The organism is Phytoactinopolyspora limicola (assembly GCF_011320225.1).
GTDB classification, from domain to species: Bacteria; Actinomycetota; Actinomycetes; order Jiangellales; family Jiangellaceae; genus Phytoactinopolyspora; species Phytoactinopolyspora limicola.
The window spans coordinates 64,094-86,443 of the sequence record NZ_JAAOEN010000008.1 but is presented as its reverse complement, the minus strand read 5'-3'; the positions used below and the strand labels follow the sequence as shown (position 1 = coordinate 86,443).

Genomic DNA, 22,350 nt, shown 5'->3' with positions numbered 1-22,350 from the left:
CTCGATGTCGTGACCACTCGGGTCGCCCGAATGCCCGTTGTCCGAATTGTCCGCAACCCGGATGAGCCGCATCGAGGCAGGAGAGGCACTAAGCGTGCGCCAACCAAGCGATCCAAGGGGACGAGAAAACCATGCGCTTGAAACGACTTATTCTCATGGCGGTCGGTGCCGCCCTCATTGCCGTCGGTTTCGCCGTACCGTCGCAGGCCAGCCTCACCACGTTCTGTAACGGTGTCGCCTCCGACGTCACAGTCCCGGGTGACCTCGTCGTCCGGGCGGGTGCGTCGTGTGAACTCACCAACGTGACCATCAACGGCAACGCCACCGTGCGGGCTGACGCGAACCTCCTGCTGGACGACTCCACGGTGCAGGGCAACCTCCGGGTGAACGCCGACGGTTTCGCCAGCCTCGTCGACTCCCACGTCGCCGGCAACACCCGGCTCGTCGGGGCCTACGGTGTGTACTCCGAAGGCAGCGTCCACGAGCTCAACGTCGTCGCCACCGACTCCGAGTTCTTCTACACTCTCGGAGCCGACCTGCAGCGTAACGTGACCAGCACTAACGCCGAGACGTTCCTCGAGGAAAGCTGGGTCAGCCGTAACGTCACCAGCGAGGGCTCCTACCTCACCGACCTGCACGACTCCGTGGTCGAGGGCAACGTGTCGGTGACCGGAGCCGAGCTCGGAAGCGTCGTCTGCCTGTCGGAGATCGATGGCGACGCCTCGTTCACCGGCAACACCGGCCTGGTACAGATCGGGGCCAACGGGCCGGTGCAAGACTGTGGGTTCAACGTGTTCGGCGGCGACCTCACCCTCACCGGCAACCAGGCCGACTCGTTCGTCAGCAACAACGTGATCCGTGGCGACCTGGTGTGCAGCGACAACAGCCCGGCACCGGTGGTCAGCGACAACCGCATCCGTGGTGCTGAGAACTGCGACACCAGCGCGGCGGCGGCCCTGAGCTCGCGCAGCAGCCGGGCTCTGGCCACAGCGGCCGCGGACCGCAAGGACGAGGTCCTCGACGCGATCGAGGCCAAGGTCGCCGACGGCGAGAAGGCTGCCGCGGAGGCCGGTCCCGCCTTCGAGTGATCGAAGCACGCCGGATTCGCTGAGAAACGTTGCGTCGGCGGGCTCTCCGCCCGTGCCCCCGGCGGGGTCCCGCGACCCGAACGGCCGGCCCCCCTGCGGCCGCGGTTCGCGGGCCCCTCGCGGCAACCGCCGGCGCAACCTCTCGGCTCGTCCAGGCGACCTCTCGGCTCGTCGAGGCCATCACCCCACGTGGATCGTCGACGCGGACATCGCGGACCGCTCCGCGGTGTCATAACCGCGACGAGGTTGGGTAACGCTGGCAGGCAACGTGTATGTCCGCCGGCAGCGAAAGGACCTCCCATGGCCTGGACTTTGTCCGAAACGTTCGAGACCGACGGCGGCGTGGTCCGCTGGGCGCGGTTCGGCGCCGGGCCGGATCCGATCGTGCTCGTGCACGGCACGCCCTACTCATCTTTCCTCTGGCGGGACATCGCACCAGCGCTCGCCCTCAAGCGCTCCGTCTTCGTCTTCGATCTTCTCGGCTACGGGCAATCCGAGCAGAACGCGGACCAGGATCTGACCCTGGCCGCTCAGGCGCGCCGATTCGTGGAACTTCTCGCGTACTGGGAGTTGCGCCGTCCCAGCGTGGTCGCCAACGACATCGGTGGCGCCATAGTGTTGCGTGCTTTGCTTCTCGAGGGCGCCTCCTACCGCGATCTCACGATCTTCGACGCGGTCAGCGGCGGCGAGTGGGAGCGCGGTCTGTTCACGCTCATGCGGACCCATCCCGACGTCTTCGATCAACTTCCCGGCTATGCCCACGAGGCCCTCGTCGTCAGCCACCTCAACAACGCCACCCACCTCGGTTTCTCGCCCGGCGTGCTCAAGGCGCATCTCGCCCCGTGGCTCGGACCCACCGGACAGGCGGCCTTCTATCGCCAATACCGCCAGCTCTCCCAGTCCGACACCGAACCGTACGAGGCCAAACTCGGACAGATCGCCGTGCCGGTCACGCTGCTCTGGGGACGCGAGGACCGGATTCTCCCGCCGGAGTATGGGAGCTGGTTGCACCAACACATCCCCCACTCGGAGCTGCACTGGGTCGACGACGCGGGACACCTGTTGCAGGAGGACGCGCCCGCACAGCTACTCTCACATCTGCTTGCCAGCAGCCCCGCCGAGTAGACCAGGTAGGCGCCGGCAGGCTCTTACGACGTGACGTCTCGGGTGGTCAGCCGGGCCCAGGCCAACGACAAGAAGATCACCGCGTAGGCGGCCTGGGTCAGCAAGCCACGCTGAATCGTCTCTAGCATCATGGGTTCTCGCAGAAAGTCGCCATACACCCGCCACGTGTCGGTGAGCAGCCACGGGTGCAACCCGGACAGCTGCGGAATGGCACCGAGGATCTGCGCCACCACCGGGACCGCCGCCGTAGTAGCCATCGCCGTCGCCGGAACCTCGGTCAGCGTCGAGATGAACATGCCGATGGCCGCCAGCCCGGCCAGCATCACCGCCGCGTAGCTGGCCATCAGCAGCGCCCGGCCGACCGTGCCGGTGAAGCCGACGGTCTGCCCGGATAGCAGCGTGACGTCGCCGACCGGGAACAACAACGCTCCCACGATCATCCCGGATGCCACCACGATCACGGCGGCCACCAACCCGAAGACCACACACGACGTGTACTTCACCGCCAGCACCCGCCCGCGCGCCACCGGCACCGTCAGCAGATACCGGAGGGTCCCGCCCGCGGACTCTCCCGCGATGGCATCACCCGACACCACAGCCATGGTGAGCGGCATAAAGAACGGGGTGAGAAGGATGAGTGCGGAGAACCCGAGGAACAGGCCGTTGCTGGCTACCTCGGCCAGCAAGCCCGGGTTGGGCCCCCTCGGCTCGCCGGTCGACAGACGCAACGCCAGTCCGATGATGAGCGGCGCCGCGGCCAGCACCACCAGCAGTATCAGATTCCGCCGCCGGCGGAGCACCAAACCGAGCTCGGAGGCGGTCAGGCTACTCGTCGACATCGAAGCCCTCTCCGGTCAGCGACACGAACAGCTCCTCCAGCCCTGGGCGCTCCACCACGGCCTGACGTACCGGCACCGCCGCCTTCACCAACTCGTCCACGACATCCTCCGACGGCGTCCCGCCCAATTCGCCGACGACGCCGCCGCCGGCGAGCACCCGCGGTTGATCGAGGCCGATCCGGCGCAGCACCACCAGCGCATCGTCACTGGCTGGGGTATCGATGCGGATCCGCGCGGACAACGCGGCGCGCAACGCACCGATGTCGTCCTGGGCGACCAGCCGGCCGGACCGCATGACACCGAGATGAGTACACATCTGGTCGATCTCGCCCAGCAGGTGCGACGATACGAAGACGGTGGTACCGGCGGCCGCCACCTCGGCGACGATCCGGCGCACCTCGCGGGTCCCCTGCGGGTCCAGCCCATTGGTGGGTTCGTCCAGCACCAGCAGTTCACGACGCTTCAGCAACGCGGCGGCCAGACCGAGCCGCTGCCGCATGCCCTGGGAGTACGCGCGGTAGGGTTTACCCGCCGCCGGTGCCAGGCCCACGGCCTCCAAGGCCGACGCCACCCGGGCCGGCCGGTCGCGCCGGCCAGTTGTGCCGTCCGCCGCGTCCAAACGCACCAGATTGGCCCGGCCCGAGAGGTAGGGGTGGAAGGCTGGGCCATCCACCAGCGCGCCGACCCGGGGCAAGACCGAGCCGCCGTTGACCGGCATCGGCTCACCGAGCACTTCGACGGTGCCGGCGGTGGGCGACACCAATCCGAGCAGCATCCGGATGGTGGTGGTCTTGCCCGAGCCGTTCGGGCCGAGGAATCCGTACACGGCCCCTTGCGGGACGTTCAGGTCGATCGCGTCGACGGCGGTCTGCCGGCCGAACCGCTTGGTCAGGCCCGTAGTGGCGATGGCGGCGGTCACGGTGTCGAGGTGCGCCCTTCAGCGGCGTCTTCGAGCACGTCGACATCCACCGCGCCGACCAACAGCCGGCCGTCGTCGAGCCATAACGCGGAGAACAGCCGGCTTTCGAGAGCCAGCCCGGTGCCGTAGGGTCCGACGGTGGGTCGCATTTCCGCGATGAACGCGTCGACCAGCCCGGACAGGTCGCCGAACTCCTGCACACCGTCGGTCATTTCTCGAAAGTGGTCCATCAGCATGTCGAGGTCGAATCCGGACACCACCAGGACCGACGTCCAGCCGTCGCCGACCACCTCCGCCTCGAGGTCGGACGGGAACTTCTCGTCGTCGGCGTCCGCAAACCACCGGCTCATGTCGAACTCTTCGAGCGTCGCCCCTGGAGGCGGGGTGAAGTCGAACACCGAACGGTCGGGTTCATCGAAGGCGACAGAGGTGAAGCCGATGTCTACCGCTGGGTCTCCCCCGTCAGTGCCGATCACCTGAACACGCAACGGGACACCGTGGTCGCCGTCCACCGCGATTCGGATCTCACCGATCAGGGACCGGTCATCGCGTGGGCGGGCCACCAGCTCGTAGGCCGCCCGACCGGCCACCGTGACGGTACCGTCCACCTCGACCACCGTGGACTCCTCCACCGCCAACAGGGCTAGTTCGGCGAGGGTCTCCGTGGGCAGCCCAGCGGTGGGATTCTGCTTGTGCTCGGTCGCGGCCTCGAGCTCGTCGGCCCGTTGATGCATGACGACGTTCTGATCGCTGTTCCAGTACCACACGTCGTTGCCGTCACGGATGAGATCGGTCTCGGCGAGGTCGCCGTACAGCGCCAGCCGGTACGTGGTCTCATCGGCGTACCAGACGCGCAGACTCGTGGCGCCGCTGAGCAGAGAGAGCGGCGACGTGCCAGACGAGGAGAACCGAGGCAGCTCCGGGATACCGACGTCGGCCGAATGCACGATGGTGCCGGCCAACGGAACCTCGCGGGACTCGGCCAACGCCACGATAAGTTGTCCGGCGCTGCGGTCCGGAAGGTCGGCGTCGGCATCGGCGATCCGCGGCACCGCCACCGCGGTGGCCAACACCAGTGACGTCACAGCCAGCGGCACTGTCCACGGCAACCTGGACGAACTGAACAAAGTAGAACGCAGCGAACTCATTGGATCTCTCCCCATCCAGGGTAACCCCTGGGACCTGTTGATTCACCGTTGACTATGACGCACATGCCCTGTGAACGGACTGAGAGTGGTTGCCCGCCACGGACGACCTCGTGGGACGAAAGGAACCCTGGCGCGGCAGACTGTTGGTGGACACGGGCTCGCCACTCGGCGGGTACCGTCTTGTGGCCGGCGTCGAAGAAGGGAGCGTTCGGATGCGGATCCTGGTAGTCGAGGACGAGCGTGGACTGGCGCGGGCGCTCAAGCGCGGGCTCAGTGCTGAAGGGTTCTCCGTGGAACTGGCCGGGGACGGGCTGGAGGGGCTGCACCTGGCCCGTGAGAACCGTTACGACGCGATCGTGCTGGACATCATGCTGCCGTCGTTGTCGGGCTACCGGATCTGTCAGGCGCTGCGCGCCGAGGGCAACTGGGTACCCATCTTGATGTTGTCGGCCAAGGACGGTGAATACGACCAAGCCGACGGGCTCGATGTCGGCGCCGACGACTACCTCACCAAGCCGTTCTCGTACGTAGTGCTCGTCGCCAGGCTGCGCGCGCTGATGCGCCGCGGAGCGCCGGAACGACCAGCGGTGCTAGCCATCGGCGACCTCTCTCTCGATCCAGCCACCCACACCGTACGCCGGGGCGCGGAGACCATCGCGCTCACCCCACGCGAATTCGGGGTGCTGCACTACCTTATGTACCGCCGTGACGAAGTCGTCTCCAAAGTCGAACTGCTTGAGCACGTGTGGGATGCGCACTACGACGGCGATCCGAACATCGTCGAGGTCTACGTCGGATACTTACGTCGCAAGATCGACACTCCTTATGGCCGGCGTAGCCTGCGAACCGTCCGCGGCGCGGGATACCGGCTGGTGGACGATCAGCTGGCATGAGCGACAACCCCGCCGGTACAAGTGAGCAGCGCGCTGGCACGCCACGCCGACTCGTCGCGCGACTGCTGGACAAGCTGTCACTGCGGGCGAAGCTCACCATCGCCGCCACCACGGTCGCGGAGCTGGGTTTGGTCCTCGGTGGCGCCTTGATCGTCGTCCTCCTGCAACAGGTGTTGCTGCGCGACCTCGACGAGTCGGCCCGCAGCCACGCACACGACATCGCCGCCCTGGTCGAAGCGGATCGCCTCACCGACCCGCTGCCAAGCTCGGGCGCCGCCGTCGCACAGGTCGTGGACGCACAGAACCGGGTGCTCACGTCCACCCCCGGAGGAGACCGGCTGGCGCCGATCCTGGGCGGACTCGACCTCGCCGCGGCCCGGGCCGGAGACGCCGTGACCATGCCCGGTACCCGCCTCGGGCACGCCGAGCCGTTCCGCGCCGTCGGGGTGCAGGCCGGCCCGCCGGATGACCCGCAAACCGTCCTCGTCGCGGTGTCTCTGGCGGAGCAACGCCGCACGGCACACCTTCTCCGGCTGGCGGTGATCGCCGTCAGCACCGCCGTCGCCGTGGCTGTCGGCGTGCTCAGCTGGTTCATCACCGGGCGCACGCTCCGGCCGGTTGAGCAGCTGCGCAGCGGGGCCGCCGAGATTACCGGCGCCGGGGAACGCCGGTTGCTGCCGGTGCCGGCCGCCCGTGACGAGCTACACCGACTCGCCACCACGCTGAACGACATGTTGCGCCGGCTGGAGACGGCCTCCGCCCGGCAACGGGCCTTCGTCGCCGATGCCGCGCACGAGCTGCGCAGTCCGATCGCCACCCTACGCACCGAACTCGAGGTCTCCCTGGCACACCCCGAGGCCGTCGACCCTCACGAAACCGCCCAAGAGGCCCTCGCCGAGGTAGACCGGATGGCGCGGCTCGTGGAGGACCTACTGGTGTTGGCCCGTCTCGACGAGCCACGCCGCAGCAGCGCGGCCCCAATCGAGCTGCGCGAGGTGGTCGAGGAGGTCATCGACTCCTATCGCGAGCCACGGGTTCCCGTCCACATCGACGCTCTGGCCCCCGCGTGGGTGTACGGGAACCGTGACGCACTCGGCCGAATGATCCGCAACCTCGTCGACAACGCGCTGCGACACGCAGCCAACCGCGTCGACATCGAGATCCGCAGTTTCGGGGTCATCTCCGATCTGCGGATCAGCAATGACGGACCACCGGTGCCACACGCGGACCGGGAACGCATCTTCGAACGCTTCACCCGACTGGACGATGCCCGCAGCCGCGACGCCGGCGGGACCGGCCTGGGCCTGGCCATCGTTCGTGAGGTAGCCCAGGCGCATGGTGGCGACGTCCACGTGGAAGACGCCTACCCCGGAGCCCGGTTCACCGTCCGGATCCCGATCCGGCACCCCCGACGCACCCAGCCTCATGACGCTCCCTAGCACAGGAGCCAGCGGATGGGACACGCTGGGGCGAACCACCACCGGCCGGGGAGACAGTAGGTTAAGCGCGATGTCCGTCCACACCAGCACCGACGAGTTCCTCATCCGGCCATGCCGCGAAGAGTACAAACAGATGCTCAAGGCCACCCCACCGGTGATCCTCCTGCTCGCGCTGTTCCCAGCAATCCAGCAGGGTGTGGCCGGTCTGGTCATCGCCGTCGTCACGGCTGCCTGCTGCTTCGTGGGGTTGCACTTCTACTTCCGCGGCGTACACATCGTGCTCACGCCCACTGAGATCGGCCGGTCCGGACTCACCCCTCGGCGTCGGATGTGGCCACGCTCGGACATCGCGATGCTCGTAGTAGCCGACATCCATCTCTCCATCGTGGATAGCCGCTTCGCCGAGAACCTGTTCCTCCTGGACCGCACCGGGCGTACTATCCTCCGCCTGCGCAGCACCCACTGGTCACGGGAGGACCGCACAGCGTTGATCCAGCGGTTGGGGATGCGGCCAGTGGTCCACCCGGACGTGGTTGACCCACCCACGTTCGCCACCTCCTACCCCAAAGCGCTGCCGTGGTACGAGCGGCTGAGCTTCATAAAAATGGTCGGAGTCGCCATCCTCGTCCTGGTGGGGATCGTCATGATTGCCGCCGTCGTCGCGGCGTTCACGGTCATGTAGCCACCACGTTTCAGCTAAGACCCATCCGTTGCCAGCACGGCCGGCTGTGATCCTCAGTGGACTGCCACGTAGAGGTCATGGGTGGTGTCGGAGCCATCGGCGAGGGAACCGACGTCGAGTTTGAGCCCACCGACACGCGGGCCGGACGACGTAGCCCAGTCCTCGACCACACCAGAGCTCTGTCATCTGCACGCTCACCTCGGTGTAACGGCAACCAAGGGACCCGAGATGGGCCGGAACACGAAGGCACGCTCCCACGCCGCCGGGACGAGCTGATGGAGACGCTCGTACGACACCTCATCGGCCGGTTTCGCGGCGATCTACTCCAGACGATGATCCTTATCAGCGGTCTCGGGATACATCACGTCGATCAACCGTGAGGCGACCTCCCGCGGTTGCCCCTCCCAAGGATAGTGATGCATGGACAACATGGGTGACATGTTGACCTCCAGCACACACGGCTCGCCGGCATCGCCTGGCGGCGGACGTAGCACATCGAAGCCACCCAGCTTCAGCCCCGGGAGCGCCCGGGCGGCCCGCTCCACCAGTTGAATATCGACGGGCGTGAGGGCGTCCGTCGCATCCACCGCATCGCCACCGGTGTGCAAGTTGGTAGTGGCCCGCAGAAACACCCGCTGACCCGCGGACGGGACAGACTGCAACGTCAAACCTTGACGGGTCAGCTCACGATCAGCGAACGAATCCAACGCGATGTACTTGTGGATGGGATTGGAGCCATCAGCGCGTTGCCTGTTCTTCTCGGCCACCAGTTCGCCGACCGTGGAGCCGCCATCACCAACCACATTCGCTGCCACCCGGCGGGTAGCAGCCACCACTGCGCCGCCGACCACCGTCACCCGATGCTCCACGCCCGGCACGAACTCTTCCACCAACGCCCCGCCGAACACCTCGGCAACACTGGCAAAAGCAGCACCAAAATCGTCGACATCAGTGATTCCGACATAGACGAGCCGTCCCTTCGTGGAGTTACTCGGCTTCACCACGACGGGGAGGATCGGCTCCGCCCAGGCCCAAGCGCGCTTGATGTCGTCGGCGCCAAAAAACGCGTTCTCTGGCGCCCTGACACCGCGTGGGCGCAACAGCCGGCTCGTCACGTCCTTGTTGACAGTGCAGCGTCCAACAATTCTGGGGTTAAGGTTCGTCCAGCCATGTTTGAAGCGCATAGTCCGGCCGTAAGCGCGCATCCGGACCCGCCCCTTCGCGTCACCCTGGACTCGGATCCCCCGCTCCAAAGCGCGCCACGCGACCAGCGCGTTGTTCACGCCAAGATTGATGTTGTGAGCTCTGAGAAACTCCAACGCTGCGCTGAGATCCACATGTCCCCCTCGGACACCGCACTCGGCACGGTGGAGAATACCGAATCACCAACTCCACATGAAAGGCTTCGGACCAACACCCACGAAGTCGCCCAGACACCTCACCAGCCCCGGACACCTCACCAGCCACCAGACCACAACACCCCAGTCGCTGCTCGCTGCCAGCTGCCCGCCCGCTGCCTGCCAGCTGCCTGCCCGCTGCCCGCTGCTTGGGCCTAGGGGCGTGTTGTCGACCGCGACATCGGCGCGTCGTCAAAGTGGTCGATGACGGCGTCAACCCCCGGAAACACCAGCGCCTCGTGTCCGTCGTCACTCCAACGCACCAGATACGGAGGCCCGCCGTGCTCTCCACGCACGTCGAGGACTTCACCATCACGCTCCGGCTCGCCCACATGGTGTGCTTTGACGATAATTCGGTCACCGACGGTCGCTCGCATGATTCCTCCCTCTGTGAACGTTGCATCGCTTCCTTTCAACGAATCCACCACATCACCGGCGCCACGTCAGGCATAGGGCACCTCGTCATCGCGATCTAGGCCATACAGCCCTCTTGTCGTGGGTGCCGAGAACGTCCACCACACTCACCCCGCCACCACACTCACCCCGCCACCACACTCACCCCGCCACCACACTCACCCCGCCACCACACTCACCGCGCCACCACACTCACCCCGCCACCACGTAGACCGCAACGCGCCTTCTGTCATGTGTCTGGCCGCGTGGCCGGACGGCGACTTCGCCGCCTAGCTCCCGATTGACAGCGATCCACGTCCATGACGCTAGAACGGTGGAACCTCCTCGTGGCCAGCTTCGTCGGGCTCGAGCTGGGATGAAGGATGACTGGGCTGGCGGGGCCCTTCTGAGGTCGCGGACCTACCGGCAGAAGGCAACGTTGGCCCACAACCGCAGTAGCCACAACAACCACAGCCCAGGCTGGACGGAATCGAATCGGCCGGATAGCCAGCGTATGGCCGCGGCGCGGACACCATTGGCATGATCGGTGGCGCGATATTTGTATGACGGCGCCCTAGGCTGCTGGTCCACACCGTGGTGAGCGGACCCGGCTTCGCCACTGCCCATCCCCCACAATGCTTCAACCTGTGATGATGTCGGCAGCAACAGGCCAGATTGGCGTCCGTCGTCAGCCCGCCATGTGCATAGTCGACGACATGATCCTGGTCAGCATGCCGCGCCGGAGCCCGACAGGCCGGATGCGTACACTTCCGATCCCGGATCTGCACCAATCGACGCAACCGAGCCCCCGGGGTACGACGCCGGCTATGGTCCGACGCAGAAGACTCGGAAGCCTTCTCCACCCCGGACTTACCGTCCAGTCCCGGCACCGGCGCAACATCAACCCCAGAGACAGTGATCAGGGCGATGACATCGTCGACGACGTCCTTGTAGTCCGGACGCGCCGAATGTGCCACCGCGGCGACACGAGAGACCTCGTCGCCGCGTAGCTGCAACTCGACGACGCCACGTCCCGATCCAGACACACCACCAGCCGGGGCACCCCCATCCGGACGTGCTGAGGTAATGCCGGTGGCCACCAGGTGCCCCTCCGCATCGCACAGAACCCATCTGAACTCCGCGCTGGTCATGGTGAGAATGATCTGGCGGGCAAGAGCCGCCGGAATGAAGTCCCATCCGACGAGCTCAGCCGGCCGCTCGTCCAAACCAAGCAGAGTCGCCAGGCCGACCCGCAACTCACCAGGCGTCCAACGTCCAGCATCATTGGGACGACCGTCACCGGGCCCGCCATCACCGGGCCCGCCACGATGCCGCGAGTCGGTGTCTGGACCGCCACCATCAAGCTGGCGAGACGCCCGCCGCTCAACGTCCGACGGTCTAGGATCCGAATGGGAAGCCTCATACTCGCGATCCGGACGGCCGGCGCAGTCACCATACGCAGAGTTAACTCCGCCCTTCCCTGCGCCGCCAACATCCCGCTGGCCAGCACCGCCAGGCGACCCAGCACTACCAACACCGCCAGGCGACCCAGCACCACCAACACCGCCAGGCGACCCAGCACCACCAACACCGCCAGGCGACCCAGCACCACCAACACCGCCAGGCGACCCAGCACCACCAACACCGCCAGGCGACCCAGCACCACCAACACCGCCAGGCGACCCAGCACCACCAACACCGCCAGGCGACCCAGCACCACCAACACCGCCAGGCGACCCAGCACCACCCGAAGACCCACCCGAAGACCCACCACCGCCGCCGGGCTGCGAGCTAGGTGCGTCGCCGCCATCAAGGGCACCGCCGTCGTCATCCGGGCGGGGCGTTGCGGGGGATGCTGAAGGTTCCACGAACGGGTTGGCCAGCACATGGTTGACGATGTCCCCGTCATCCATCGCTTGGAAAGTTCCATCCAACATGCCGAGATAGAGGTCGGCCCGGATGTGGTTGCTGGGCCTAGTGTCTCCAGCACGTTTACATCTCCTGGCCAACGTATCGACCCGGTGACACGCTGCCGCCGCGCGGTCGACTGGGAGATCTAGCCCGGACACATTCACACTGCCATCCGGGTTCCGCGACCCTTGCACTCGTCTGCCTCTGACCGCCTGCCGGTACCGCCGACCTGCCCATTCCGGGTCAATGGCGATCGCAGCCCGCTTGAGCGCGTCGATCAACTCGCCCACCAGCATGGAAGCCGCCGCCGGCAGCAAGTCATAGCAGACCTGTGCTGCCTGATCGTCACTCAATCCGACTGTCCAGTGCGTGAACGCCGCCGCGCGCGGCTCGTCCAGCTCGCCAGCCAGCATCGCCTCCCCCAGCATCGGCAGCCGGAAGTGCACGTCATACGCAAGCGCGAACGTGGTGTCAGAACGGCGACGCGACCATACCAGCGCCGCCCGAGCCTCCTCAGCGGCAAACTCGCCCGGGTGCTCCAAGCGGGCGACGGTGTCAGGTGTATGCGCCCGCCGCATCCCGGTCTCGAGCATGGCCTGCAAGAACACCGCTCGGTCATGATTGGCCTGGCGGTACGCTGCTGTCAGAATCTCAACCGTGTCATATCCGCACACCCGCTGCATAGGAAGCTCGGCAAGCAGGGCAGCCAAAGCAGGACCAGGCGGCATCGTCGCCAGTCCGTCGGGGACAGGTACCGGCGCATCAACCCCGCCGCCACTGTGGACATGACCATTCCGGTCGGAGACGAACATGACATGCGCTCCCACATCAGGCACCAACTGCATGCGCCGGACGACCAAACACTCCAACGCGCAGAGGAAAGGAGTATGTGTGCCAGCTCGACACACCTGAAGGAAAAAGCACTCGTCAACACGCCGTCTCGAAGAGCCAGACGAACTCTCCCGGCAACTACACCCATCCTAACTCGAACACTCATTCGGATCAACCGTCATGGCCAGGCGGAACTATTTGGCGCGCTGGAGATCATGTCGGCAGTGGACAAGAAGCCACAGCCGACGCTTCGTCACCGGACACCACCTCCGGCGCCGCCACCCCGACCACAACACAGGCCACCCCGACCACAACACAGGCCACCCCGACCACAACACAACCCAGCCGACCAGAACACCCCCGGTTGGCAGCTCGTCGCGTACTCGTACCCTTAAGCGCCACCCGACTTCCCCGGCGGTTATACCCGGCGCGGCATGCCCGACATCACGCCGAAGACGTGGGTCGCTGCCGGAACTCGTCGGTGGCAGGGGTAAGAATGGGGCCCATGGCGCGCGGAACCAAGACTCCCCCACCCGAAGACTTCGAGGAGACGATCATCGATGTCGACGTCTCCGATGAGATGCGGGGCAGCTTCCTCGAGTATGCGTACTCGGTTATCTACTCTCGGGCCATCCCGGACGCCCGCGACGGCCTGAAGCCGGTACAGCGGCGCATCTTGTTCCAGATGAACGAGATGGGCCTGCGCCCGGACCGTGCCCACGTCAAGTGTGGCCGCGTCGTCGGCGACGTCATGGGCAAGCTGCATCCACATGGCGACGGCGCCATCTACGACACTTTGGTGCGGATGGCGCAGCCCTGGGCGATGCGTGTGCCCTTGGTCGACGGCCACGGCAACTTCGGCTCGTTGGACGCGGGTCCCGCGGCTTACAGGTACACCGAGTGCCGCCTGGCTGAACCCGCCATGCTGCTGACCCGGTCGCTCGACGAGGACGTCGTCGACATGGTGCCGAACTACGACGGCCAGTTCGAGCAGCCTGAGGTGCTGCCGGCGGCGTTCCCGAACCTACTGGTCAACGGGGCGAGCGGGATCGCGGTGGGGATGGCCACCAACATGGCCCCACACAACCTGGGCGAGGTGATCGACGCTACCCGGCACCTGCTCGTCAACCCCGACGCCACGCTCGACGATCTCATGCGGTTCGTGCCCGGACCAGACCTACCCAGCGGCGGACGGATCGTCGGCCTCGACGGCATCCGCGAGGCGTACGAGACCGGCCGTGGCGCGTTCAAAACCCGCGCGACGGCCCGCGTGGAGAACATCACCGCGCGCCGCAAGGGCATCGTCATCACCGAACTGCCGTACATGGTCGGGCCCGAGCGGGTCCGCGAGCGGATCGTCGAGTTGGTCAAGAACAAGAAGCTCTCCGGGGTGGCCGACGTCGTCGACTACACCGACCGCAACACCAGCCTGCGCTTGGTGATCGAGCTGAAGAGCGGGTTCGTACCGGAAGCGGTGTTGGAGGAGCTGTACCGGCTGACTCCGCTGGAAGACTCGTTCTCTATCAACAACGTCGCGCTGGTCGATGGCCAGCCACGCACGCTGGGCTTGAAGGAACTGCTCGAGGTCTTCATCAAACACCGGCTAGAGGTCGTGCGCCGGCGTAGCGAGTTCCGTCGGCAGAAGGCAGCAGACCGCCTGCACCTGGTCGATGGCCTATTGGTCGCGTTGCTGGACATCGATGAGGTCATCGCGGTGATCCGTTCCTCCGACGACGCTACGGCCGCACGCGATCGCCTGATGGAGATCTTCGACCTGTCCGAGATCCAGGCCCGCTACATCTTGGACACTCCGCTACGCCGGCTCACCAAGTTCGACCGGCTGGAGCTGGACCGCGAGGCTGACGAGCTGCGCCGGACCATCAGCGAGCTGACCGCGTTGCTGGAGGACGACACCCTGATGCGTCAGGCCGTGTCTTCCGAGTTGGCCGACGTCGCGGCGAGCCATGCCACCCCGCGGCGCACGGTTCTGCTGGAAGACACGGGCCTCCCCAAGCCGACAGCCCGCGGTGTGCCCGCGACGCTGGAGGTGGCCGACGACCCCTGCCGGGTTCTCCTCTCGTCCACCGGGCTCCTGGCCCGCACGGCGGGCGACGATCCACTCGTACCCGGTGAGAAACGGGCCAAGCACGATCTCGTCGTGTCGTCGGTGCCTGCCACTGCCCGCGGTGAGATCGGCGCGGTGACGAGCGCCGGCCGGCTCATCCGAATGTCGGTGCTCGACCTGCCAGCGCTGCCACCCACAACATCACCAACCCTGGCTGGCGGTGCACCCGTCAAGGAGTTCATCGAACTCGATCCGGGCGAGCAGCTGTTGTGCCTGGCCACTCTCGACCCCGACTCGCCCGGGCTGGCTCTCGGTACCGAGCAGGGGGTCGTCAAGCGGGTGGCCCCCGACCACCCGTCCAACAAAGACTCCTGGGACATCATCCGGCTCGACGACGGCGACCGCGTCGTCGGCGCGGTCCAGCTGACGTCAGGGTCCGAAGACCTGGTGTTCATCAGCACCGATGCACAACTGCTCCGTTTCTCTGCCACTCTGGTGCGCCCGCAAGGCCGGTCGGGTGGCGGGGTGGCCGGCATCAAACTGACCACCGGGGCCAAGGTGCGGTTCTTCGGGGCGACGGACCCCACCGCGGAGCTGAACGTCGTCACCATATCGGGCTCGTCGTCGGCGCTGCCCGGCACTCAGGCCGGAAACATCAAGGTCACACCCTACAGCGAGTATCCAGCCAAAGGCCGGGCCACCGGCGGCGTGCGCTGCCACCGCTTCCTCAAAGGTGAGGACACTCTGCTGCTGGCATGGACCGGCCCGGCGCCGGCCCGGGCAGCCGCGGCTAGCGGTGTCCCCGTCGACCTTCCGGACGAGCCCGGCCGCCGTGACGGCTCCGGCAGCCCTGCCCGGCAGCCAATCGCTGCCGTCAGCGGGACACTACCAGTGGAGGAAGGTCTCAGTGCCTGAGCACCTCGAAGCGTTCGACGACGTCCTGGCCGCGAATGACGAGTATGTCAAGACGTTCGACCTCGATGGCCTAGCGCCGCGGGCCGCCCGTGGCCTGGCCATCGTCACGTGTATGGACTCACGGATCGAACCCCTGGACATGCTCGGTCTCAAACCCGGGGACGCAAAGATCATCCGCAACGCCGGCGCCCGAGTCACCGAAGACGTCCTGCGTACGCTCGCCCTCGCTACGCACCTGCTCGGCGTCGACCGGATCATGGTGGTTCCCCATACCAATTGCAAGATGGCCAGCGCTACTCGCGACCAAGTGATCGACATCGTGGAGCAGGCGTCGGGTATCGACGTGCGCAGCCTCGACTTCCGCCTGGTATCCGACCAACGGGAGACACTGCTGATCGACGTGCAGAAGATCCGCTCGTGGCCATTCTTTCCACCCGGGATCGCCGTGAGTGGCTTCGTCTACGACGTCGGCACCGGGCGACTGACGGCGGTGACGTGACCGCACTGACGAATGCGCCCCGTCGGTTTCCCCGTTCCTCATCGACGTACCAGCTGGTGAGCGGCTGAGATCGCCTCCGGTGTGGTGTCGAAGACGTGCCCGGCGGCACGGACGGCGGCTATCGCTCCAACCGAGTCCAGAGCCTGCACCTGCCCCGGTTTTACCCCAGAGATCAGTACCTTGACGCCCCGGGCGGTCAGCCGGTCCACCGCGTCCTTGATGACGAGGGCACCCGTCGCGTCAATGGTGGTGACCCGTGACATGCGCAGGATCACCACCTGCACGTCGGCAACCTCGGACAACTCCAGCAGGAACCGGTGGGCGGCGGCGAAGAACAGCGGACCGTCGATCCGGTAGGCGACGATGTGTTCCACCAACAGCGCATGCTCCTCGTCGCTGTGCTCGCCGGGTAGGTCGTCGGCGTCGAGCGGAACCTGATCCAAACGGGCCTGTTTGGCCACGGCGCGTAACGCCAGAGCGCCCGCCACGGCCAGACCGAGCAGAACCGCGATCACGAGATCGAACACCACGGTGGCGGCGAAGGTCAGGACCAAAACGATGGCGTCGGAACGCGTGGATCGGGCGAGCGCGTGCACCGACCCCACCTCGATCATCCGCACAGCCGTCGCTATCAGCACCCCGGCCAACGCCGCCAGCGGGATCTTGCCCACCAACGGTGCCAATGCGAAGACAACAGCGGCCAAGACCAAAGCATGGGAGATCGCGGCCAGGCGAGACGTCGCTCCGGAGCGGACATTAACCGCGGTCCGGGCGATCGCCGCGGTGGCTGGGACACCACCGAACATTGGAACCGCAATGTTGGCGACACCCTGCCCGAACAGCTCGCGGTCAGGATCATGCCGCTGGCCGACGCTCATCCCGTCGGCCACGGTGGCCGACAACAACGACTCCAGGGCGGCCAGCGCGGCCACCGCGATAGCTGGTCCGATCAGGTGCGACAGTTCAGACAGGTGTAGGAAGTCCAACGACGGCAGCGGGAGGCCACGAGGTAGATCACCGATGTGCGCCGTCGTCAGGCTGGTCATCTCGACCAGAATCGTCGCGAGTGCTACGGCCACCAGCGAGAACGGAATGACTGGACGCCAGCGCGCCCCGATCAGCATGACTGCCGCGACACCGACGGCGATACCCACCGCACCCCAGTCCGGGTTCCTGCCGAACGCCACGATCGCGTCGAACGCTACGCCGATCACCCGCTCACCGTGCACGTCAACCCCGAGGGCGAACGGCACCTGTTGCAGGGCGATCACGACGGCGATACCGACGGTGAACCCTTCAACCACCGGCGCGGGTACATATCGCATGTACCGGCCAGCTCGGGCCACCGCCAGCGCCATCAACAGCAAGCCGGCGAGCAAGCCAACCATGAGTACACCCGCGGGGCCATGCTGAGCGACGATCGGCACCAGGACCACCGTCATGGCGCCGGTAGGCCCAGACACCTGAAGGTTGGAACCGCCGAAGAGGGCGGCGAGCACACCCGCCACGATGGCAGTAACCAGCCCGGCCTCGGCGCCGAGCCCGGACGTCTGCCCGAACCCCAGCGCCAGTGGCAGCGCGACGATGGCCACCGTCACTCCGGCGAGAAGATCGCGCCCCGGAGTTCGCCTCATCAACGCGAGGTCTAGCCGAGATGGCAGAAGCGACCGAAACCGGCCGGCGGCTACCCGGACCGTGCGCGCGCTCACTGCGCGTTAGCTGCGGCGTCGTCCCGCAACGCGGCCAGAAGCTCACCTTGATCGGCCAAGACATCGGTGAGAATACCCCGGGCTGCGCGGAGAAGGTGCCCAACATCAGGTGTGCTGCACTGGTAGACCACGGTCTGGCCATCCCGCTCCGAGATCACCAGACCGGTCCGCCGAAGTACCGCCAGCTGTTGTGACAGGTTCGAGGGTTCGATCTCCATGGCGGCCAAAAGGTCACGAACCGACACTGGGCCGTCCTGCAAGAGTTCCAGAATGCGGATCCGCGCCGGGTGCCCGAGAGTCCGGAAGAACTCAGCCTTCGCTTGGTAGAGCGGCACCGGCATGACGGGTACGCCTCCCTTGGATCGCCTGCGGTGTTCTACTTCATCATCTACACAATTGCAGAATTCTTCAATTCCTAAACTGCTGCAGGACCCCGAAGTCCGGGGAACTAGTCAGCACTCAGCGCCCGGAGGACTCATCGGGCGGGTGAGTTCGTTCGCTCCCCCTCGCCTGACGACGGCCGCGGCGCACACCCATCTCATAGACGGCGAACAGCAGGAGCGTGACGCCGACAATCGGGATGACGAACCACAACATGGCCGCGCTGTACGGCTCCAACGCGGCATGCTCGGTCGCTTGCAGCAGGAGGAAGGTGATGTAGCCGCCGTAGAGGAGCGCCAGCAGAGCGCCCTCCCAACGAGCTACCGCCTGGCCGGTGAAAGCGATGGGCAACAGCACAACCGCTGCGGCCAACATGATCGGGATGTCGAAACGCACCGCCGCGGGGGCCACGTCGATCCCGTCAGGGGCGATGATGGCGGTCAGCCCCAGCACCGCGCCGATGTTGAAGACATTGCTACCGACGATGTTGCCGACCGCAAGATCGCGTTCCCCGCGAATGACGGCGATGATGCTCGTGGCCAACTCCGGGAGCGAGGTTCCGATGGCGACGACCGTCAACCCGACGATGAGCTCACTTACCCCTAAGGCCAGCGCGACGTCGGTGGCTCCGCGCACGAGCAGTTGTGCACCGCCAACCAACGTGGCGATCCCCAGCACGATGAGGCCGAGGTCCCGAGTCATCGACCGGCGCCGGCTGACCTCCGGACGCACCGGCGCTCGGGGTCGTTCAGACGTTCGCCGGCGCGCCATGCCAACGGTCACCGTGACGTACACCAGCAAGACGGTCAACAGCAGCATTCCGTCGAACCGGCCGACGTTGCCGTCAAGGACCAGCAGCAGGAGCACGACGGTCAGCCCCAGCATCACCGGAATGTCGGCCCGGACCACCTGAGACTTCACCAGCAGTGGGACGAACAGCGCGGACATGCCGAGTACCAAGAGGATGTTGGCGATGTTGCTGCCGACCACGTTGCCAACTGCCAACCCGGGCGAGCCGGTGAGCGCCGCTCCGGTACTCACGGCCAACTCGGGTGCCGACGTGGCGAACGACACTACAGTCAGCCCGACCACCAGCGACGACATCCCGATGCTGCGGGCCAACGAACCAGCACCACGGACGAGGGCCTCTCCGCCGACGACCAGCAACACGAAACCACCGGAGAGGAACAGTACGGTGGCGACGCTCACTCGATCACCCCACACAGCGCCGCCGCCACCTCGGCCGGGCGCCGGACGATGTCGAGATGGAGGCCGGGGATGGCGTCGACACGCCAGCCACGATCGACTGCCTCGGCAGCAACGACGTCATACGCCGGGCTCAGCTGCACATAACTGACGTCGGCCTGCTCCCAGCCGTCCGGGACCGGCACTTCGACGTCGTAGAAGGTCTCCGGCAGCCGGAGCTGTTCGGCTTCGAGTGCCTGGCGCAACGCGTCGTCAGGTACAAGTTCAGCCATGGTCGACGGCGGCCACCACGAACTCCACGGTGGCAACAGGCCGTCGTCGTCCGCTAGTGCGGCGACCTTCTCGCGGAGCCCACCGTCGGTTCGGGTGGCGCCTGACGCGGCCGGAATGACGGCGTCGACGAACACGACGGCGCTGGCGGTCACCCCCTGAGCGACCAGCGGCAGGACAATCCCGGCACCCGAATGCCCGGCCACCACGATCCGATCCGGCGGCCCCGCCATCCCCAAAGCCACGGCCGCCTGGCTCACGACCCGGTCCCACCACCGTTCCACCGGTGTCAAACACCACCGCAGATCAGGGATGGCGACCTGGTGCCCAGCCGCGGCGAGGACCTCACCACACGGCCGCCACGACGTGGGACCGAGCAACGGAGAATGTAAGAGCAGGAAGCTGATCACCACGAACCCACCCAGCCGGTTACATGTCGATACGTTCGCGGTCCAGCTCAGCGGCCCCGGCGATGATGAACTCCTTACGCGGGGCGACGTCGTTACCCATGAGCAGCTCGAACGCCTTCTCGGCGGCCTCGGCGTTGGCGGCGGTGATCCGGCGCAGGCGGCGATGCCGCGGGTCCATGGTGGTCTCGGCCAGCTGGTCGGGGTCCATCTCCCCCAGACCCTTGTACCGTTGAGGTGGTTCTTTCCAGCGCACATTCTTGCGCTGCAAGTCGAGGCTCACCCGGTGCAGTTCCGCGTCGGTGTAGGTGTAGATGTACTTGTCCTGGCCCTTCTTCGGGTTGACCAACTCGATCCGGTGCAACGGCGGCACCGCCGCGAACAACCGGCCAGCCTCGACGAACGGGCGCATGTAGCGGAAGAACAGGGTGATCAGCAACGTTCGGATGTGTGCGCCGTCGACGTCGGCGTCAACCATGAGGATCACCCGGCCATACCGGGCTTGGTCGATGTCGAATGTTTTGCCGCTGCCCGCACCGAGCACCTGAATAATGGCGGCACATTCGGCGTTCTTGAGCATGTCGCCGACGGATGCTTTCTGCACGTTGAGGATCTTGCCGCGGATCGGCAGGAGGGCTTGGAACTCGGCGTCGCGGGCCGACCTTCCGGTGCCGAGCGCGGAGTCTCCCTCGACGATGAACAGTTCTGACTTCTCGAGGCTGCTGGAGCGGCAGTCGACCAGTTTGGTGGGCAGCGCACTCGTCTCCAAGGCGTTCTTGCGCCGGACCGCCTCCTTGTGTTGACGAGCGGCCACCCGTGCCTTGGCCGCCGACACCACCTTCTCCAGGACCGCTGTGGCCTGCGCTTTCTCGGCGCGTTTGGTGGAGCCGAGAATGGCCTTGAGCTCACGGTCGACCACGCCGGAGACGATGCCTCGTACGGCCGCCGTCCCCAGGACCTCCTTGGTCTGTCCCTCGAACTGCGGCTCGTCCAGCCGGACCGTGACGACCGACGTCAACCCCTCGAGGACATCCTCTTTCTCGATCTTGTCGTTACCCGCCTTGAGCCGCCGCGTGTTGGCCTTCACCTGTTCGCGGACGGCTTTGATCAGGCCCTGCTCGAACCCGGCCGTATGGGTGCCCCCTTTGGGGGTGGCGATGACGTTGACGAACGAACGCGACACGGTGTCGTATCCGGTGTCCCACCGCAACGCGATGTCGACCTCGCAGGTGCGCTCGGTGTCTTTGGAGACCAACTGGCCGTCGTCGTCCAACACCGGTACGGTCTCGCGGAAGGTGTCTTGCCCGGTCACCCGGAGCACGTCGGTGACCGGCGCACCGGGGCTCAGGAACTCGACGAACTCGCTGATACCTCCGTCGTGCCGGAACTTCTCCTCGATCGGCGTCTCGCCGCGCTCGTCGCGGACGACCAGTTCCAGGCCGGGGATGAGGTACGACGTCTGGCGGGCGCGCGAGACGAGATCATCCCACGAGTAGTCGGCATCACCGAGGAAGATCTGTCGGTCGGCCCAGAACCGGATCCGCGAGCCGGTGACACCCTTGCGGACCTTGCCCGCGATCCGGAGTTCGGAGTGGTCGGTAAACGGCTGGAACGGCGCATCTGGGCCGTCGCCGCCATACTCCCCCGGCTCGCCACGGCGGAAGGACATGGCGTGGATCCGGCTGTCTCGGTCGATCTCGACGTCCAGCCGGGCCGACAGCGCGTTGACGACACTGGCGCCCACGCCGTGTAGCCCACCGCTGGCGGCGTAGGAGCCGCCGCCGAACTTGCCACCGGCGTGCAGCTTGGTGAAGACGACCTCGACGCCGGACAGGCCGGACTTGCTATGGATGTCGACCGGAATGCCGCGTCCGTTGTCGCGGACCTCAGCCGAGCCGTCAGCCCGAAGCACGACCTCGACGCGGTCGCAATGCCCGCCGAGTGCTTCGTCGACCGCGTTGTCGATGATCTCCCACAGGCAGTGCATCAGGCCCCGCGAGTCGGTGGAGCCGACATACATGCCGGGGCGCTTCCGGACGGCTTCCAGCCCTTCGAGAACCGAAAGGTGGCGGGCGGTGTAGTCACTGCCCCGGCTGGTGGAACGGGCCGTCTGCGCGGTCACGGGCGCACATCCTCCTCACCTTGATAGCCGGCACCAGGAACGCACCGGCCTGGCCCAGCATAAACCCAGCGGTGGGTCCGGCCGAGCAGCCACGCTGGGGCGATGTTCGCC

18 protein-coding genes are annotated in these 22,350 nt (G+C 66.4%); 7 read left to right on the top strand and 11 right to left on the bottom strand.

The window, feature by feature from the left end:
- Window positions 1-131 precede the first annotated feature (131 nt).
- The gene (locus G8760_RS18650) at window positions 132-1,088 is read left to right on the top strand and encodes a hypothetical protein (protein WP_166353956.1); all 957 of its coding nucleotides are present in this window, start codon (window positions 132-134) and stop codon (window positions 1,086-1,088) included.
- 300 nt (window positions 1,089-1,388) lie between these two features.
- Entirely contained in the window at window positions 1,389-2,213 is an 825-nt protein-coding gene (locus tag G8760_RS18645) for an alpha/beta fold hydrolase (protein ID WP_166353955.1), read from the top strand.
- Window positions 2,214-2,236: 23 nt separating this feature from the next.
- On the opposite strand, the gene G8760_RS18640 is transcribed toward G8760_RS18645, so the two are convergent.
- Genes G8760_RS18640 through G8760_RS18630 form a run of 3 tightly spaced genes read right to left on the bottom strand, consistent with a single transcriptional unit; the run spans window position 2,237 to window position 5,119 of the window.
- Window positions 2,237-3,052 (bottom strand): ABC transporter permease, encoded by an 816-nt coding sequence (locus tag G8760_RS18640; protein WP_166353954.1) that lies wholly within the window; start codon window positions 3,050-3,052, stop codon window positions 2,237-2,239.
- The gene (locus tag G8760_RS18635) at window positions 3,039-3,971 is read right to left on the bottom strand and encodes an ABC transporter ATP-binding protein (protein ID WP_166353953.1); all 933 of its coding nucleotides are present in this window, start codon (window positions 3,969-3,971) and stop codon (window positions 3,039-3,041) included. Before G8760_RS18635 ends, G8760_RS18640 begins: the two co-directional genes overlap by 14 nt.
- Window positions 3,968-5,119 (bottom strand): LolA family protein, encoded by a 1,152-nt coding sequence (locus G8760_RS18630; RefSeq protein ID WP_166353952.1) that lies wholly within the window; start codon window positions 5,117-5,119, stop codon window positions 3,968-3,970. Before G8760_RS18630 ends, G8760_RS18635 begins: the two co-directional genes overlap by 4 nt.
- A 212-nt stretch (window positions 5,120-5,331) precedes the next feature.
- On the opposite strand from G8760_RS18630, the gene G8760_RS18625 reads away from it, so the two are divergent.
- The 3 genes from G8760_RS18625 (at window position 5,332) to G8760_RS18615 (ending at window position 8,133) form a co-directional block, all read left to right on the top strand.
- Window positions 5,332-6,012, top strand: a complete 681-nt coding sequence (locus G8760_RS18625) for a response regulator transcription factor (protein ID WP_166353951.1) — start codon at window positions 5,332-5,334, stop codon at window positions 6,010-6,012.
- On the top strand, window positions 6,009-7,451 hold the full coding sequence (locus tag G8760_RS18620) for a sensor histidine kinase (RefSeq protein ID WP_166353949.1): 1,443 nt from the start codon (window positions 6,009-6,011) through the stop codon (window positions 7,449-7,451). The genes G8760_RS18625 and G8760_RS18620 overlap by 4 nt, the downstream gene beginning before the upstream one ends.
- A gap of 70 nt (window positions 7,452-7,521) precedes the next feature.
- Window positions 7,522-8,133 (top strand): hypothetical protein, encoded by a 612-nt coding sequence (locus tag G8760_RS18615; protein WP_166353947.1) that lies wholly within the window; start codon window positions 7,522-7,524, stop codon window positions 8,131-8,133.
- 320 nt (window positions 8,134-8,453) lie between these two features.
- Here G8760_RS18615 and G8760_RS18610 read toward each other — a convergent pair whose 3' ends face one another.
- From G8760_RS18610 to G8760_RS30325, 3 genes are all read right to left on the bottom strand, one after another.
- Complete coding sequence (locus G8760_RS18610) at window positions 8,454-9,470, bottom strand: hypothetical protein (protein WP_166353945.1); 1,017 nt, start codon at window positions 9,468-9,470, stop codon at window positions 8,454-8,456.
- A 215-nt stretch (window positions 9,471-9,685) separates the two neighbouring features.
- The gene (locus G8760_RS18605; protein WP_166353943.1) at window positions 9,686-9,907 is read right to left on the bottom strand and encodes a DUF1918 domain-containing protein; all 222 of its coding nucleotides are present in this window, start codon (window positions 9,905-9,907) and stop codon (window positions 9,686-9,688) included.
- A gap of 1,163 nt (window positions 9,908-11,070) precedes the next feature.
- Window positions 11,071-11,733, bottom strand: coding sequence for a hypothetical protein (locus tag G8760_RS30325; RefSeq protein ID WP_246222616.1), 663 nt, complete (start codon window positions 11,731-11,733; stop codon window positions 11,071-11,073).
- Between the two features lie 1,437 nt (window positions 11,734-13,170).
- Here G8760_RS30325 and G8760_RS18595 point away from each other — a divergent pair.
- Together G8760_RS18595 and G8760_RS18590 are read left to right on the top strand one after the other, a co-directional pair.
- Window positions 13,171-15,645, top strand: coding sequence for a DNA gyrase/topoisomerase IV subunit A (locus tag G8760_RS18595; protein WP_166353939.1), 2,475 nt, complete (start codon window positions 13,171-13,173; stop codon window positions 15,643-15,645).
- Entirely contained in the window at window positions 15,638-16,144 is a 507-nt protein-coding gene (locus G8760_RS18590) for a beta-class carbonic anhydrase (protein WP_166353937.1), read from the top strand. The genes G8760_RS18595 and G8760_RS18590 overlap by 8 nt, the downstream gene beginning before the upstream one ends.
- A gap of 38 nt (window positions 16,145-16,182) precedes the next feature.
- Here G8760_RS18590 and G8760_RS18585 read toward each other — a convergent pair whose 3' ends face one another.
- From G8760_RS18585 to G8760_RS18565, 5 genes are all read right to left on the bottom strand, one after another.
- On the bottom strand, window positions 16,183-17,778 hold the full coding sequence (locus G8760_RS18585) for a SulP family inorganic anion transporter (protein ID WP_166353935.1): 1,596 nt from the start codon (window positions 17,776-17,778) through the stop codon (window positions 16,183-16,185).
- Between the two features lie 71 nt (window positions 17,779-17,849).
- Window positions 17,850-18,194: an ArsR/SmtB family transcription factor gene (locus G8760_RS18580; RefSeq protein WP_166353933.1), complete on the bottom strand. Its 345-nt coding sequence runs from the start codon at window positions 18,192-18,194 to the stop codon at window positions 17,850-17,852.
- Window positions 18,195-18,312: 118 nt separating this feature from the next.
- Entirely contained in the window at window positions 18,313-19,443 is a 1,131-nt protein-coding gene (locus G8760_RS18575) for a calcium/sodium antiporter (protein WP_166353931.1), read from the bottom strand.
- Entirely contained in the window at window positions 19,440-20,123 is a 684-nt protein-coding gene (locus G8760_RS18570; protein ID WP_166353929.1) for an alpha/beta hydrolase, read from the bottom strand. Before G8760_RS18570 ends, G8760_RS18575 begins: the two co-directional genes overlap by 4 nt.
- Before the next feature lie 16 nt (window positions 20,124-20,139).
- Window positions 20,140-22,239, bottom strand: coding sequence for a DNA gyrase/topoisomerase IV subunit B (locus tag G8760_RS18565; RefSeq protein ID WP_166353927.1), 2,100 nt, complete (start codon window positions 22,237-22,239; stop codon window positions 20,140-20,142).
- Window positions 22,240-22,350 lie beyond the last annotated feature (111 nt).

Coding starts and splice junctions, on each gene's coding strand:
- G8760_RS18580 (WP_166353933.1), bottom strand. CDS start 18,194: ATGCCGGTGCCGCTCTACCAAGCGAAGGCTGAGTTCTTCCGGACTCTC.
- G8760_RS18595 (WP_166353939.1), top strand. CDS start 13,171: ATGGCGCGCGGAACCAAGACTCCCCCACCCGAAGACTTCGAGGAGACG.
- G8760_RS18615 (WP_166353947.1), top strand. CDS start 7,522: ATGTCCGTCCACACCAGCACCGACGAGTTCCTCATCCGGCCATGCCGC.
- G8760_RS18650 (WP_166353956.1), top strand. CDS start 132: ATGCGCTTGAAACGACTTATTCTCATGGCGGTCGGTGCCGCCCTCATT.
- G8760_RS18645 (WP_166353955.1), top strand. CDS start 1,389: ATGGCCTGGACTTTGTCCGAAACGTTCGAGACCGACGGCGGCGTGGTC.
- G8760_RS18630 (WP_166353952.1), bottom strand. CDS start 5,119: ATGAGTTCGCTGCGTTCTACTTTGTTCAGTTCGTCCAGGTTGCCGTGG.
- G8760_RS18640 (WP_166353954.1), bottom strand. CDS start 3,052: ATGTCGACGAGTAGCCTGACCGCCTCCGAGCTCGGTTTGGTGCTCCGC.
- G8760_RS18585 (WP_166353935.1), bottom strand. CDS start 17,778: ATGAGGCGAACTCCGGGGCGCGATCTTCTCGCCGGAGTGACGGTGGCC.
- G8760_RS18625 (WP_166353951.1), top strand. CDS start 5,332: ATGCGGATCCTGGTAGTCGAGGACGAGCGTGGACTGGCGCGGGCGCTC.
- G8760_RS30325 (WP_246222616.1), bottom strand. CDS start 11,733: ATGGCGGCGACGCACCTAGCTCGCAGCCCGGCGGCGGTGGTGGGTCTT.
- G8760_RS18620 (WP_166353949.1), top strand. CDS start 6,009: ATGAGCGACAACCCCGCCGGTACAAGTGAGCAGCGCGCTGGCACGCCA.
- G8760_RS18605 (WP_166353943.1), bottom strand. CDS start 9,907: ATGCGAGCGACCGTCGGTGACCGAATTATCGTCAAAGCACACCATGTG.